At 35.1% G+C, this 14,977-nt stretch carries 6 protein-coding genes and 1 CRISPR repeat array; of the genes, 4 read left to right on the plus strand and 2 right to left on the minus strand.

The features are described from left to right. The first annotated feature begins 120 nt into the window (after window positions 1-120). The 3 genes from cas9 to cas2 are packed head-to-tail and all read left to right on the plus strand — an operon-like array spanning window position 121 to window position 5,567. Window positions 121-4,329, plus strand: coding sequence for a type II CRISPR RNA-guided endonuclease Cas9 (gene cas9, locus AC106K_RS23790; protein WP_482448111.1), 4,209 nt, complete (start codon window positions 121-123; stop codon window positions 4,327-4,329). Window positions 4,330-4,338: 9 nt separating this feature from the next. Then, window positions 4,339-5,232, plus strand: coding sequence for a type II CRISPR-associated endonuclease Cas1 (gene cas1, locus AC106K_RS23795; RefSeq protein ID WP_482448026.1), 894 nt, complete (start codon window positions 4,339-4,341; stop codon window positions 5,230-5,232). Beyond that, window positions 5,229-5,567: a CRISPR-associated endonuclease Cas2 gene (gene cas2 / locus AC106K_RS23800; RefSeq protein WP_482448027.1), complete on the plus strand. Its 339-nt coding sequence runs from the start codon at window positions 5,229-5,231 to the stop codon at window positions 5,565-5,567. Before cas1 ends, cas2 begins: the two co-directional genes overlap by 4 nt. 57 nt (window positions 5,568-5,624) lie before the next feature. Then, window positions 5,625-10,984: direct repeats of the CRISPR family, unit length 47 nt; unit sequence GCTGTGACTAATCACGAAGATAATAAATTTTGAAAGCTCTTCACAAC. 105 nt (window positions 10,985-11,089) lie between these two features. On the opposite strand, the gene AC106K_RS23805 is transcribed toward cas2, so the two are convergent. Together AC106K_RS23805 and AC106K_RS23810 are read right to left on the minus strand one after the other, a co-directional pair. Further along, window positions 11,090-11,245 carry a bacteriocin-like protein gene (locus tag AC106K_RS23805; RefSeq protein WP_482448029.1) on the minus strand — a complete coding sequence of 52 codons (156 nt, stop codon included), beginning with the start codon at window positions 11,243-11,245 and terminating at the stop codon, window positions 11,090-11,092. A 284-nt stretch (window positions 11,246-11,529) separates the two neighbouring features. After that, window positions 11,530-13,521: a T9SS type B sorting domain-containing protein gene (locus tag AC106K_RS23810; protein ID WP_482448031.1), complete on the minus strand. Its 1,992-nt coding sequence runs from the start codon at window positions 13,519-13,521 to the stop codon at window positions 11,530-11,532. Window positions 13,522-14,079: 558 nt separating this feature from the next. Here AC106K_RS23810 and AC106K_RS23815 point away from each other — a divergent pair. After that, a complete protein-coding gene (locus AC106K_RS23815; protein ID WP_047098534.1) occupies window positions 14,080-14,754 on the plus strand; it encodes a YceI family protein in 675 nt (224 codons plus the stop codon). Window positions 14,755-14,977: the final 223 nt, after the last annotated feature.

The following is a 14,977-nucleotide window of genomic DNA, read 5'->3' on the forward strand; positions in this document are numbered from 1 at the left end:
GCTTTCAAAATTTATTAAGTCAAAGATATAAAATCGAAATTGAAATACAATACGGGAATCCGTAAATGATATTCTTTATTTCTTCTTACATTTATGAAATACTAATAACAAACTGCTATGGTGAAAAGAATTTTAGGTTTGGATTTAGGAGTTTCTTCTATCGGATGGGCTCTGGTGGAAGAGGATACCGAGAATCCGGAAAATAATAGAATTGTAAAATTAGGAGTAAGAGTTAATCCCTTAACGATAGATGAGAAGACTAATTTTGAGAAAGGAAAGTCTATTACAACAAATGCGGTGAGAACTTTGGCAAGAAGTGCCCGCAGAAATCTTCAGCGTTTTAAACTGAGAAGAAAAAACTTGCTGGATATTCTGATTCATTATAAGATTATAACACGCGATACAATTTTGGCTGAAACAGGTTCAGACTCCACTTTTCAGACACAATACCTTAGGGCAAAAGCTGCCAAGGATAAAATTGAGTTTGATGAATTGGCAAGAGTTCTTTTTCTGATCAATAAAAAAAGGGGATACAGAAGCAGTAGAAAGGTTCAGAATGATGACGAAGGGAAAGCAATTGACGGAATGACAATAGCAAAAGAACTGTACGAGAAAAACTATACCCCGGGACAATATGTACATGATCTGTTGAAAAAAGGTAAAAAACAGGTTCCTGATTTTTATAGATCAGATCTTCAGAATGAGCTGGATAGGGTTTGGGAATTTCAGAAAAAATTTCATCCCGATATTCTAACTGATACTTTCAAAAAAGAACTTGAAGGAAAAGGACAGCGAGCAACCTCTGCTATTTTTCTGAGTCACTATAAAATTTATACTGCTGATAACAAGGGAACAAGGGAAGAAAAAAAACTTCAGGCCTATCAATGGAGAGCTGAAGCACTTTCTCAGGAATTAGATGTCAAGGAAGTTGCTTATGTGATTACGGAAATCAATAATAACCTTAATAATTCCAGTGGATACCTGGGAGCGATAAGTGACAGGAGCAAAAAATTGTATTTTAAAGGACAGACCATAGGAGAGTATCTTTATGAAGAACTTTCTGTAAACCCTCATACCCGTTTAAAGAATCAGGTATTTTACCGTCAGGATTATTGGGACGAATTTGAAAAGATTTGGGAAGTACAGTCAAAATTCCATTCTCAATTAACCAAAGAACTGAAAGAAGAAATCCGGGATGTTGTTATTTTCTACCAAAGGAAACTGAAATCACAAAAAGGATTAATTAGTTTCTGTGAATTTGAAAGCCGGGAAATAGAGATTGAAGAAAACGGGAAAAAGAAAAGAAAACGGATCGGATTAAAAGTGACTCCCAAGTCTTCACCTTTATTTCAGGAGTTTAAAATCTGGCAGATTCTTAATAATATAGAAATTAAGAATGATGAGGGACGAAGGTTTTTAGATCCTGAAGAAAAAGAGCGGCTTTTCAGTGAGTTGAATATTAAGGGGAATCTTAATGCACAGAAATGCCTTGAGCTTTTAGGCTTTACTTCAAAAGATACCAAACTTAATTTTAGAGTCGTAGAAGGCAACAGAACGAATGAAAGATTGTATGAGGCCTTTTTGAAAATACTTGAACTTGAAGGATATAATGTTTTTGAACTTTTAAAAATAAGAGAAGACAAAGACGAAGCCAAATTGCCTGAGTTGAAAGCTTCTGCTTCCGAAATTAAGAAAATAGTAAGAGAGATTTTTGATGCAAATGCTATTGATACTTCTATCCTTGATTTTAATGCGGAACTTGAAGAGAAAGATTTTGAAAATCAGTCTTCATATCAATTTTGGCACCTGATGTATTCTTATGAGGGAGACGATTCCCCATCAGGGAATGAAAGGTTGTACGAACTACTGGAAAAGAAATTTGGTTTTAAAAAAGAGCATTCCAAGGTGCTATCAACAATCGTTTTTCCGCAAGAATATGGTAATCTTAGTGCTAAGGCAATGAGAAGAATCTATCCTTATAGTAAAGAAAATAAATACAGTGATGCATGTGTTCTTGCTGGGTATAATCATTCTAAACATTCTTGGACCAGAGAAGACCTTGATAAGCGAGAACTTAAAAAACAATTGGAAGTTTTACCTAAAAATTCACTGAGAAATCCTGTTGTTGAAAAAGTTCTCAATCAGATGATCAATCTTGTGAATGCTACAATTTCAGAATATGGAGAACTGAATGGGGTAAGAATAGAGCTGGCAAGAGAATTGAAAAAAAGCGCCAAGGAACGTGAAGATATGACAAAAAGCATCAATGATGCAACTCTCCTTCACCAAAAATATGCAGCTGTTTTAAAGCAGGAATTTGGAGTGGTTAATCCGTCCAGAAATGATATTATCCGATATAAGCTGTATATGGAACTCGCGGGTAATGGATTTAAAGATCTGTATACCAATACAAAAATAGAAAAAGAGAATCTTTTTACCGAGAAATATGATATAGACCATATCATTCCGCAGTCTAGATTCTTTGATGATAGTTTTTCGAATAAAGTGTTAGTTCCACGACAGGCAAATCTTGATAAAGGGAACCTGACCGGATATGATTTTATGTCTAATAAAGGAGCCGAAAGAGAAGAACATTTTTTGAACGCTATCAAAAGTTTGGCAGATAAAGGAGATATTTCCAAAGCAAAATATGAAAAACTAAAGAAAAAGGGTACAGAAATAGGAGATGGATTTATAGAACGGGATTTAAGAGATACTCAGTATATTGCCAGAAAAGCCAAAGAAATTCTTTTTGGAATTACCAATTCTATAGTTTCTACCTCAGGAAGTATTACGGATAGACTAAGGGAAGATTGGGATCTTGTCAATGTCATGAAAGAACTTAATCTGGATAAATATAGAAAACTGGGACTGACTGAGATGGTTAAAAACTCGAAAGGAGAGGAGAAAGAAATTATTCAGGACTGGACTAAACGCAATGATCATCGTCATCACGCAATGGATGCTTTAACAGTCGCTTTTACTACCAGAAATCATATTCAGTACCTCAATTATCTTAATGCCAGAAAAGATGAAAAACATAAACAACACCAGAATATTTATGCCATAGAAAATGTAATTACAGAAGTTATAGAGAAAAAGAATGGTTCAAAGGTAAGAAGGTTCAAAACACCTCTGGATCAATTCCGGTATAAGGCCAAACAACATTTGAAGGAAGTGTTGGTTTCTCATAAAACCAAAAATAAAGTAGTTACTTCTAATATCAATAAAAGCAAGAAAAAAGGAGGTTTTCAGAAGAAATCAGAACTAACCCCAAGAGGGCAGCTTCATAAAGAAACGATATACGGAAGCAGAAAATTCTTACAAACCAGAGAAGAAAAAGTATCTGCAAAATTTGATAAGCAAACAATATTAATGGTTACTAATCCAATATACAGAAATGTGTTGCTGAATAGATTGCTGGAAAATGGGAATGATCCTAAAAAAGCTTTTGCCGGTAAAAATGCAGTGAATAAAAATCCTGTTTATCTGAATGACTCAAAGACTGATATACTGCCTGAAAAAGTTAACCTTTCCTGGTATACAACAGGATATACCATTCGAAAAGCCGTTAGTCCAGAAAACTTTAAAGATTATAAAAATCTGGAAAAAGTAACAGATATTGGAATCCGAAGAATTTTGAAAGACCGTCTCGACAGATTCAATGGAAATGCAAAAGAAGCATTTTCCAATCTGGATAAAGACCCCATCTGGTTAAATAAAGATAAGGGAGTAGCTATAAAGACAGTAACCATTACAGGAGTAAGCAATGCGGAGGCACTGCACTTTAAAAAAGATCATTTAGGCAAGGAGATTCTGGATGATAATGGAGGTAGAGTTCCTGTTGATTTTGTAAGTACGGGAAATAACCATCATTTGGCAATTTACCTGGATGAAAATGGAAATATTGATGATAAGATGGTCACATTTTATGAAGCGGTAATAAGAGTGAATCAAGGGTTGCCAATCGTGGATAAAGATTATAATTCAGAAAAAGGATATAGTTTCTTGATGACACTGAAGCAAAATGAAATGTTTGTATTTCCCGATGAGGATTTTGATCCCAATGAAATTGACTTATTGGATGAACAAAATTTAGAGGAGATCTCCAGACACTTGTTTAGAGTTCAGAAGATTTCTAAGGTCGGTTATGGAAACTCTTTTGTCAGGGATTTTGTTTTCAGACACCATTTGGAAACAACAGTTGAAGAACGGAAAGAACTTCGTAATATGACTTATATACAGTTGAAAAGCCTTGAAGGATTAAGGAATATTGTAAAAGTAAGGCTTAATCATTTAGGAAAGATCGTTCAGATAGGCGAATATTAGAGAATTACTATGATCACTCGTTCTATTTACATCGGTAACCCTGCATATCTGAAGCTTAAAGATGAGCAGATGTATATCCTCGATCCTTCTACCAAAGACTTAAAAGGTAAAGTTTCGGTAGAGGATCTGGGATTGCTGATGCTGGATCACTTTCAGATCACAATCTCTCATCAGCTGATCCAGAAAATGATGGGGAATAATGTGGTTGTGATCAGTTGTGATGCTCATCATTTGCCGCATGGAATAATGCTTCCGATTTATGGACATACAGAACATTCAGATCGCGTAAAAGATCAGTTGGAAGCTAGTGAGCCCTTAAAGAAGCAGTTGTGGAAGCAAACCGTCGAGTGTAAAATTGAAAATCAAAAAGAAGTGCTCAGGCGATTGGGAAACTATTATGAACCTATGATCGAGTACCAAAGAAATGTGAAAAGCGGTGATATGAGCAATATGGAGGGTATTGCTGCGCAGCATTACTGGAAATATCTGATCAGTCTGGACTTTCTGAGACAGCGTTTTGGTGATTCTCCAAATCAGTTTTTTAATTTCGGGTATTCGGTTCTCAGAAGTATTGTCGCAAGAGCTATTGTGGAAACAGGTTTGTTGCCAGTATTAGGAATCTTTCACAAGAACAAATACAATGCGTATTGCCTGGCAGATGATCTGATGGAACCATTTCGTCCGTTTGTAGATCTCTTGGTGATGCAATGGCTCGAGAGAAATCCAGTAACAGAAGAACTTGATAAAGAGTTTAAAGCTCATATTCTGAAAATTGCAACCGTAGATGTAAGGATTGATGATAAAACCCGGCCGCTTCTGATTGCTGTAAAAATGACAGCTTCGTCGCTGTATAAATGCTATACAGGTGAAAAGCGTTTGATATCTTATCCCGAATTATTATGAATGCCGAAAGGTTTAATGCATATAGGATCATGTGGGTATTAGTTTTGTATGATTTGCCAACTGAAACCAAAGCAAATATGCGGGATGCTAATTTGTTCAGAAAGCGCTTGCTTGATGATGGGTTTACCTTGTTTCAGTTTTCAATGTATGTAAGACATTGTCCCAGCCGGGAAAATGCGGAAGTACATATTAAAAGAGTTAAATTTATGCTTCCAAAAGCTGGGAAAGTAGCCATTATGTGCATTACAGATAAACAATTTGGCGATATAGAAATCTTTTTTGCTAGGAATAAAGAAGAACCTCCACCAACCTTTCAGCAACTCGAATTATTCTAAATTTTGAATCCTAAATAAATGATAAATCCGCTGAATTTCAACGGATTAAATTTTGAGGCTGTGACTAATCACGAAGATAATAAATTTTGAAAGCTCTTCACAACCATTGCTATAATCGTAATTGCCGTCGTCAAGCTGTGACTAATCACGAAGATAATAAATTTTGAAAGCTCTTCACAACTCCCATCACTTTGTTAAGTTCTTCAAGAGTGCTGTGACTAATCACGAAGATAATAAATTTTGAAAGCTCTTCACAACTCCTTATCCAGCAACCATATTTTTGCTATCGCTGTGACTAATCACGAAGATAATAAATTTTGAAAGCTCTTCACAACTAGACGCACTTTATCAAATAATAGAATAATGCTGTGACTAATCACGAAGATAATAAATTTTGAAAGCTCTTCACAACGTTACCTCGTATCATGCGTTATAGTATTGAGCTGTGACTAATCACGAAGATAATAAATTTTGAAAGCTCTTCACAACACTATTCTGCGATTAATAATGATGAGTTTAGCTGTGACTAATCACGAAGATAATAAATTTTGAAAGCTCTTCACAACTATAGCGCGTTGTACAACAGATTTTTCACAGCTGTGACTAATCACGAAGATAATAAATTTTGAAAGCTCTTCACAACTGTCTTTTCAAACAACGCCAATATCATAGAGCTGTGACTAATCACGAAGATAATAAATTTTGAAAGCTCTTCACAACAAAAACAGTGCGGGGCTTCCAACTGCAAAAGCTGTGACTAATCACGAAGATAATAAATTTTGAAAGCTCTTCACAACACCTGGTGATTAGTCCACCCGGAAGTAGTAGCTGTGACTAATCACGAAGATAATAAATTTTGAAAGCTCTTCACAACTTCTACACTAACAAGCAGATAGACGACGCAGCTGTGACTAATCACGAAGATAATAAATTTTGAAAGCTCTTCACAACAAAGGGCACGGCTTTTACTTAAATAGTGTTGCTGTGACTAATCACGAAGATAATAAATTTTGAAAGCTCTTCACAACAGTCATTGCACAGGTAAATAATGTACAGAAGCTGTGACTAATCACGAAGATAATAAATTTTGAAAGCTCTTCACAACACTGCCTTATGCATCAATTCAGAATGAAGGGCTGTGACTAATCACGAAGATAATAAATTTTGAAAGCTCTTCACAACTATTAAGGATAATAGTAAGTATGATATTAAGCTGTGACTAATCACGAAGATAATAAATTTTGAAAGCTCTTCACAACTATTTAAATGTCATTTTAAGACCTGTTTTTGCTGTGACTAATCACGAAGATAATAAATTTTGAAAGCTCTTCACAACGACAGTCGTTTTAACAACCAAAGTTTTAGAGCTGTGACTAATCACGAAGATAATAAATTTTGAAAGCTCTTCACAACATGGAAGGGATTATAATTAATATTCATAGCGCTGTGACTAATCACGAAGATAATAAATTTTGAAAGCTCTTCACAACTAAACAATCAAACAAAATGAAGTCATTAAAGCTGTGACTAATCACGAAGATAATAAATTTTGAAAGCTCTTCACAACATTGTATGAAAAACTACTCTTTTGCTCTACGCTGTGACTAATCACGAAGATAATAAATTTTGAAAGCTCTTCACAACGCCGGTACTTTTATATTTTTCCCACTCATAGCTGTGACTAATCACGAAGATAATAAATTTTGAAAGCTCTTCACAACTTATTTCCTTGATGGATTAGACAAAGAGAAGCTGTGACTAATCACGAAGATAATAAATTTTGAAAGCTCTTCACAACTACGTTTCCGTGACTCCCTGCCGGGAAATAGCTGTGACTAATCACGAAGATAATAAATTTTGAAAGCTCTTCACAACATTGAAAGAGATTCATATTTAAACGGATTCGCTGTGACTAATCACGAAGATAATAAATTTTGAAAGCTCTTCACAACATGAAGAAATCAATGATTAACAAATTCGAAGCTGTGACTAATCACGAAGATAATAAATTTTGAAAGCTCTTCACAACGTAATTCGTGAGGTATTGGAATGTAAGACCGCTGTGACTAATCACGAAGATAATAAATTTTGAAAGCTCTTCACAACGAAGCGCGATATGTAAAAGACAAAGCAGAAGCTGTGACTAATCACGAAGATAATAAATTTTGAAAGCTCTTCACAACATATTCAAACAAGAGGTTTTCAACCGAAAAGCTGTGACTAATCACGAAGATAATAAATTTTGAAAGCTCTTCACAACTGTGCAGACAGTAGGGTATCAGGACTTACAGCTGTGACTAATCACGAAGATAATAAATTTTGAAAGCTCTTCACAACAAGAATTCCTGTGTTTATAAAACTAAATATGCTGTGACTAATCACGAAGATAATAAATTTTGAAAGCTCTTCACAACTACCGTTATCGCAAAGATATTCTAATGCGGGCTGTGACTAATCACGAAGATAATAAATTTTGAAAGCTCTTCACAACGGACTCCAATCGGTTATAAAGCTGAACTTGGCTGTGACTAATCACGAAGATAATAAATTTTGAAAGCTCTTCACAACAATACCTTCATCATCAATTTTCTGAAGAAGGCTGTGACTAATCACGAAGATAATAAATTTTGAAAGCTCTTCACAACCACTTATGATCTATTCAGCCAGATAGATAGGCTGTGACTAATCACGAAGATAATAAATTTTGAAAGCTCTTCACAACAAAAAAATCGTTGTTACCGATTGAAAATCCGCTGTGACTAATCACGAAGATAATAAATTTTGAAAGCTCTTCACAACATTGTATGAAAAACTACTCTTTTGCTCTACGCTGTGACTAATCACGAAGATAATAAATTTTGAAAGCTCTTCACAACTTCTACACTAACAAGCAGATAGACGACGCAGCTGTGACTAATCACGAAGATAATAAATTTTGAAAGCTCTTCACAACAAAGGGCACGGCTTTTACTTAAATAGTGTTGCTGTGACTAATCACGAAGATAATAAATTTTGAAAGCTCTTCAAAACAGTCATTGCACAGGTAAATAATGTACAGAAGCTGTGACTAATCACGAAGATAATAAATTTTGAAAGCTCTTCACAACACTGCCTTATGCATCAATTCAGAATGAAGGGCTGTGACTAATCACGAAGATAATAAATTTTGAAAGCTCTTCACAACTATTAAGGATAATAGTAAGTATGATATTAAGCTGTGACTAATCACGAAGATAATAAATTTTGAAAGCTCTTCACAACTATTTAAATGTCATTTTAAGACCTGTTTTTGCTGTGACTAATCACGAAGATAATAAATTTTGAAAGCTCTTCACAACGACAGTCGTTTTAACAACCAAAGTTTTAGAGCTGTGACTAATCACGAAGATAATAAATTTTGAAAGCTCTTCACAACATGGAAGGGATTATAATTAATATTCATAGCGCTGTGACTAATCACGAAGATAATAAATTTTGAAAGCTCTTCACAACTAAACAATCAAACAAAATGAAGTCATTAAAGCTGTGACTAATCACGAAGATAATAAATTTTGAAAGCTCTTCACAACATTGTATGAAAAACTACTCTTTTGCTCTACGCTGTGACTAATCACGAAGATAATAAATTTTGAAAGCTCTTCACAACGCCGGTACTTTTATATTTTTCCCACTCATAGCTGTGACTAATCACGAAGATAATAAATTTTGAAAGCTCTTCACAACTTATTTCCTTGATGGATTAGACAAAGAGAAGCTGTGACTAATCACGAAGATAATAAATTTTGAAAGCTCTTCACAACTACGTTTCCGTGACTCCCTGCCGGGAAATAGCTGTGACTAATCACGAAGATAATAAATTTTGAAAGCTCTTCACAACATTGAAAGAGATTCATATTTAAACGGATTCGCTGTGACTAATCACGAAGATAATAAATTTTGAAAGCTCTTCACAACATGAAGAAATCAATGATTAACAAATTCGAAGCTGTGACTAATCACGAAGATAATAAATTTTGAAAGCTCTTCACAACGTAATTCGTGAGGTATTGGAATGTAAGACCGCTGTGACTAATCACGAAGATAATAAATTTTGAAAGCTCTTCACAACGAAGCGCGATATGTAAAAGACAAAGCAGAAGCTGTGACTAATCACGAAGATAATAAATTTTGAAAGCTCTTCACAACATATTCAAACAAGAGGTTTTCAACCGAAAAGCTGTGACTAATCACGAAGATAATAAATTTTGAAAGCTCTTCACAACTGTGCAGACAGTAGGGTATCAGGACTTACAGCTGTGACTAATCACGAAGATAATAAATTTTGAAAGCTCTTCACAACAAGAATTCCTGTGTTTATAAAACTAAATATGCTGTGACTAATCACGAAGATAATAAATTTTGAAAGCTCTTCACAACTACCGTTATCGCAAAGATATTCTAATGCGGGCTGTGACTAATCACGAAGATAATAAATTTTGAAAGCTCTTCACAACGGACTCCAATCGGTTATAAAGCTGAACTTGGCTGTGACTAATCACGAAGATAATAAATTTTGAAAGCTCTTCACAACAATACCTTCATCATCAATTTTCTGAAGAAGGCTGTGACTAATCACGAAGATAATAAATTTTGAAAGCTCTTCACAACCACTTATGATCTATTCAGCCAGATAGATAGGCTGTGACTAATCACGAAGATAATAAATTTTGAAAGCTCTTCACAACAAAAAAATCGTTGTTACCGATTGAAAATCCGCTGTGACTAATCACGAAGATAATAAATTTTGAAAGCTCTTCACAACATTGTATGAAAAACTACTCTTTTGCTCTACGCTGTGACTAATCACGAAGATAATAAATTTTGAAAGCTCTTCACAACTGGCTTTCTCGGTATTTACACCTTCAGGAAGCTGTGACTAATCACGAAGATAATAAATTTTGAAAGCTCTTCACAACTACTACTATCAATGATCTTAGAAAGGCAACGCTGTGACTAATCACGAAGATAATAAATTTTGAAAGCTCTTCACAACAGAAAGCGTGCATGGCAGCATGATTATTTCGCTGTGACTAATCACGAAGATAATAAATTTTGAAAGCTCTTCACAACTTTGAACCATTAGCTAAGACTTTCCAGTCAGCTGTGACTAATCACGAAGATAATAAATTTTGAAAGCTCTTCACAACCGACGTCTAGGGCGTCCACGGAATCTTCGTGCTGTGACTAATCACGAAGATAATAAATTTTGAAAGCTCTTCACAACATTTGCACCAGGGATATAGTAGTATCCAGCGCTGTGACTAATCACGAAGATAATAAATTTTGAAAGCAGTTCACAACTCCAGATCATCAGGATCAAAAGTTGATTGAGTTGTGCTTAATCACAAAGATATTAAATTTTGAAAGCAGTTCACAACGTTAATTCAGGGGCTTTATTTTGGAAGTGTGTTGTGGTTAATTATAAAGCTATTAATAAAAAAAGACCATCTACTAAATGGTCTTAAATTTATACTCAATGTATTTTATGCACACAATTGGTTAGTCGGAATGCATACATAAGGCTTTCCTTTGATACAGCATTTTCGGTATCCTTCCTGGAAGCAGTCCTGAATGCATCTTTCTATTCCTCCTTGAATTGATTTCAATCCGGTTCTTGTAATTTTTCTTAAATTTTCCATGATTATTAGTATTTTATGTATTGTGAATTTAAACAATTATTTTGAATAACTGTCATTTTTATTTCAAAAAGCAGGCTTATACGTTATTAATTTACAAGTTGTAGATAATCGCAACGTTATTAAAATTTGAAAGCTCCTCATAGTAAATTATTAGATCAAAATACAATGCCCAGAGTAGTTATTTATCACAAGTCTAGTAATTTCTGCAGGCCATGCACCAATTTCTGAAAAACAAAAGCCAGACTAGATTTCAAAGTAGTCCGGCGTAATGATATGGCAAAATACTAATCTCTGTTTTTCACAAGAACCCAGCCGTTGTATCGCACTGGAGTACTATTTTTATTATTCTCATTCCAGGAGATGGTGTACCAATAAGTGGCTGTTGGAATTTTTTTACCGGATGCGGTGCCATTCCAAGTGAAATTTCTGACTTTGTCGGCAGTATAAAGCTTATTGCCATAACGATCATAAATTTCAAAGATCAGGTTTTTCTTGTACTCCAGAGCAGAATAGTCGATCACATCATTGGTGAGGTCTCCATTGGGGGTAATGGCGTTGATTAAATTGGGAACGGTAACTTCCACATCAACAGGAACACAGTTATAGAAATCTTTTACATAGAATAAATGCTGTCCCCTTGAAAGCTTATTGAAAATGTTCGAACTCTGCCAGTTGGATGGCTTGTCTAAGGCATATTGATAAGGCGGTTTCCCTCCAATAACATTGATTGTTGCTGTGTTATTTGAAATATCAATAGACTTAATAACAGGCTGAGGAGATGCATAGACATAGACCGTTTGTTTGGTAATACAATTTCCGGTCTTTAACTTTACCCAGTAAGTCCCTATGCCTACATTCGTGATTTTTTGTGTGGTAGCTCCTGTGCTCCATTCATAGCCATTGAAGCCGGGGCCGGCATCCAGTTCAGTTGTATTTTCAATACAGATATATTGATCCACCAATACAGAAGAACGAATAGGGGGCAGAACTTCCAATGTGACTTTCACAATGACAAAGCAACCATTACTGTTGGTTACCTTTACATAAACATTACTATTATGAGAAGAAATATAGGCTGAAGGATTGGTTATTTCCTGGGTTCCGTTCGTGGCGTCATTTAAAGAGGGGTAATAGTTTTTGATATTGCCCGCTTGGCTGGTTACATTGGCGGATGTAAGGTCGAATGAGGCGGTAGAAGGATTAGATTCAATATAGCAGGACTCAATAACAGCATTGTTAGCGATGGGTAGAGCTCCAACAGTAATTACGGTGGTTTGGCTTATAGCGTTACACTGTGGATTTAATGAAGAACCCTGGGGCCCAACCTTAAATCTTATCCAATAATTGCCCGGTGGTTGTCCTGCTGAATTGAAAGTATGATTCGGATTGGTGGTTGGAGCTCCCTGATCCGTCCATGTTGCTCCGGAATTATTACTGTACTGCCATTGATATTCAGCGGGATTATATGAACTTCCGGTAAGAGTTGCTGTAAGGCCTACCGTAACATTTTTATTCGGACATAATGTAGTGCTGGCATTAGGTATGGCCTGAATTGTTGCAGGAATACAGGGAGATACCGTAATATCATCAATAGCCAGATCGTTTCCGCAGCCATTTCCCACAGAATTGTTCACAAATTGAAGTTTTACCGATGAACTCGAAGAATTGTTGAAAACAATAGAATATTCTGTCCAGGTACTGCTGGTAGGAATATTTCCTGTAGCTGAGGTCCCTAAAATATTTCCTGTAGCAGGATCCACAGCACGAAGCGTCACATTCGGATACTGGTATCCGGTACCACAGGTGCCTGGAGGATTTACATTAAGGATCCATAGAGAAAGCTTTAATGTGGTATTGGAGCATAGGTTATTCATCACATATTCAAAAAAAACAGTGGCAGCAGTAGAAGGTGCATTGATCAGTAACATGAGTCCGTTCGGATTTCCGGTGTGGTCAGGAGAGTTTAAAAAGCCATTGCCTCCTATGCTGGGGGTTTTTACTAATCCGGAATACCCATCTGATAAAGTTCCTCCGGAAGGGCCCGCCGTTCCTACAAAAGTTGTTGAAGTAGTCGCGCCGGGAGCGTAGCTTGCTAATGGCCCGTACCAATCGCTGGTTGCATTTCCCTGTCCGAAAGTCTGATTAACAATAGGAGGGCCCCATGTGCCGGCACAGGTAGGAGGAGACTGGGCATTCAGTAAAGAATAATGAAAAACTGAAAATAGAAAAATCAATAAGCTATAGATTTTTCTATCAGGAAATAATGTTGTTTTCATATCTGATATGGTTTTTTTATCAATTGAATTTTACATCTTCATATTTTAATAAATTTTACTGAGGATTGATAATAGAAAGATGCTTGTCGTTTTTTGTGTTTAATGGTCTGGTATAGTAGAATTTATAATATTTAATTGTTTTTGTTTTATTTTTTAAATTGTTTTTAATTATTTGCTTGTATTTTTGATTTATTTTTGTTAAAAAATATTTTTATTGATTAATTAATGTAAAATTAATATTTGTTTTTAATAATTGTGATTTTTTCTATGTTTTTTTTAATGAATACAATAAAGCCTTTTTTACAGGTGTTTTGAAAACAAATGAGAGTATTCTTTGAATAAACTTTTTTATATTTAAATCTCAAAATGGATAGGCCTTGATTGATGAAGGGAGATACAGGTTGTAATCAGTAGGAAAAAGTGAATAATAAGATACTCTGAATAAGAAAAAAAAAATGAAATATCCATTTCTTGATGTATGTTAAGGAAACCCAGACAGAGTTTTTCTACTTTTGTACCCGAAAACAATGAATAAACTTTTTTAAACAATTCAATAATATGAAAAAAATTAGTGTAATCGCATTAGTAGCAGTAGGATTGCTGGCAGCATCATGTAATAGTAAAGAAAAAACGGATACAGCAGTAGCTACTGAGCAGGCTGTTGCTGAAAGCAAAGGAGAAATGTTGACAGTAGATGCTGCAACTTCTATGGTAAACTGGAAGGCTTTTCACAAAGGAGGATTTGCTCCTCGTTGGGGAACTCTTAATGTAAAATCAGGTGATTTAAGCATTGAAGGCGGACAGGTTGTAGCGGGTAACTTCAATATTGATATGACTTCTATCAAAGTTGATCCGGCTTCAGTAACAGAAAAAGATAAAAAACCTGAAGAACTTGAAGCTCACCTTAAGAGTGCTGATTTCTTTGATACAGAGAAAAACCCTGTTTCCGACTTTAAAATTACAAGTGTGGCAGATTTGAAAGAAGCACCAAAAGATGCTGTTGCAGGAGCTAACAAAACAGTAAGCGGAAACCTTACATTATTAGGAAAAACAATGAACGTTACTTTCCCTGCTAAAGTAGATGTAGCTGATAATACAGCGGCTATTCAGGCTAAATTTACGGTAAACAGAACAGACTGGGGAATCAAGTTTGGTACTTCAGAAGCGGATCCTGCAGAATGGATGATCAGCAAAGATATCGAGATCAATATCGATGTAAAAGCTAAAAAATAAGTTATTACACGTTTAATAACGAAAAGCTGTCTTATTCAAGGCAGCTTTTGTTATTTTCCGGTTATCGGGGTTGGGTGTTCAAAAAAATCTGGCTTTTAATTTTAAGTCTGATTTGTTTGTTTTTTGTATTTCACTGATAATACTATTTTTTTATGATGTTTAATTTGGTTTTTATTTATTAATTTTAGCCAATTCTTAATTATTTAAGGATAATATTCAAAAC

It is taken from the genome of Chryseobacterium sp. FR048 (genome assembly GCF_056844665.1).

Bases quoted from the DNA above. Each gene is read 5' to 3' on its own strand.
- AC106K_RS23810 (WP_482448031.1), bottom strand. From the start codon at position 13,521: ATGAAAACAACATTATTTCCTGATAGAAAAATCTATAGCTTATTGATT.
- AC106K_RS23805 (WP_482448029.1), bottom strand. From the start codon at position 11,245: ATGGAAAATTTAAGAAAAATTACAAGAACCGGATTGAAATCAATTCAA.
- cas1 (WP_482448026.1), top strand. From the start codon at position 4,339: ATGATCACTCGTTCTATTTACATCGGTAACCCTGCATATCTGAAGCTT.
- AC106K_RS23815 (WP_047098534.1), top strand. From the start codon at position 14,080: ATGAAAAAAATTAGTGTAATCGCATTAGTAGCAGTAGGATTGCTGGCA.
- cas2 (WP_482448027.1), top strand. From the start codon at position 5,229: ATGAATGCCGAAAGGTTTAATGCATATAGGATCATGTGGGTATTAGTT.